Consider the following 1,393-nt stretch of genomic DNA (forward strand, 5'->3'; position numbering starts at 1 on the left):
GTGGGGACTCTATTCAGACTGCCTGCGCAAGCAGAGAGGAAGGAGGGGACGACGTCAAGTCATCATGGCCCTTACGCCCGGGGCTACACACGTGCTACAATGGCTATTACAGAGGGTAGCGACTGAGTGATCAGTAGCCAATCTCAAAAAGATAGTCACAGTTCGGATTGAAGGCTGCAACTCGCCTTCATGAAGCTGGAATCGCTAGTAATCGCGCATCAGCAATGGCGCGGTGAATACGTTCCCGGACCTTGTACACACCGCCCGTCAAGCCATGGAAGCTGGGGTGACCTGAAGTCGGCAGGTACAGTGCCGATAAGGGTAAAACCGGTGACTGGGGCTAAGTCGTAACAAGGTAGCCGTACCGGAAGGTGTGGCTGGAACACCTCCTTTCTGGAGTGATTGTAGGAAGGTAATCTTAGATTACACACTCTTAGTTGAGTACTTCTCTTTCACAAATAAACCAGATAACTACTCAGAGCTGATCTATGTACAACCATGCGATCAGCTCACGCTCCTATCTTTTGCTTCTCACCCAAAAAATAAAATCTGAGCTACATGCTTACTATAAGCAATTAGCAAAGGTAAAAAATATAAGTAACGGACCAGTAAATGGGCTTGTAGCTCAGGTGGTTAGAGCGCTACACTGATAATGTAGAGGTCCGTGGTTCGAGTCCACGCAGGCCCACACTATCAACCACACTGCTGAAGGATGATTCTAGTAGATGATTTCATTGAAAGAATTACCTAACAGTACCATATCATGGGGGTGTAGCTCAGCTGGCTAGAGCACCTGCTTTGCAAGCAGGGGGTCATCGGTTCGACTCCGTTCACCTCCACTTATTTTAATAGTAGAGAGTTAAGTAAGAATAGAAAGTAAAAAAGCCTAAACAAAAACGTTTGTTTGGTAGGTGAAAGTCCTCAGGTTGTAAAAACCACCATGTTGTTTAGTAAACATACGTGCAAACGTAAGTTTATAAATGACAGAAGTTCTTTGACAGATGGAAAAAAAGAGAAACTGAGTAACGAGCGCTTGTTTCTAAGCAATTAGAGACAAGGCTGAGTATAATCTAGCTTTGGTAGTGATATCAAAGAATAGAAAGAGTATTTTACGGAAGTTACAAAGGGCGCATGGAGGATGCCTTGGCTCTTGGCGGCGAGGAAGGACGTGCTAAGCTGCGAAAAGCTGCGGGGAGTTGCACAGAAGCTGTGATCCGCAGATGTCCGAATGGGGAAACCCGGCTGGTTGAAGACCAGTCACACCGAAAGGTGAGCAAACCCGGAGAACTGAAACATCTAAGTACCCGGAGGAAGAGAAAACAACAGTGATTCCGTAAGTAGTGGCGAGCGAACACGGATAAGCCCAAACCGTTATTGTTACGGCAATAGCGGG

The 1,393-nt window shown here is 46.6% G+C and carries 2 tRNA genes and 2 rRNA genes; all 4 read left to right on the plus strand.

What is annotated here, in order from left to right:
- Positions 1-393, plus strand: a 16S ribosomal RNA gene (locus QNI15_RS38795); the annotation flags it as partial.
- 221 nt (positions 394-614) lie between these two features.
- A tRNA-Ile gene (locus tag QNI15_RS38800) sits at positions 615-688 on the plus strand.
- 77 nt (positions 689-765) lie between these two features.
- Positions 766-839: transfer RNA gene (locus QNI15_RS38805), tRNA-Ala, on the plus strand.
- Between the two features lie 272 nt (positions 840-1,111).
- A 23S ribosomal RNA gene (locus QNI15_RS38810) occupies positions 1,112-1,393 on the plus strand; the annotation flags it as partial.

The sequence above is a fragment of the Xanthocytophaga flava genome, assembly GCF_030068545.1.
Lineage (GTDB): Bacteria > Bacteroidota > Bacteroidia > Cytophagales > 172606-1 > Xanthocytophaga > Xanthocytophaga flava.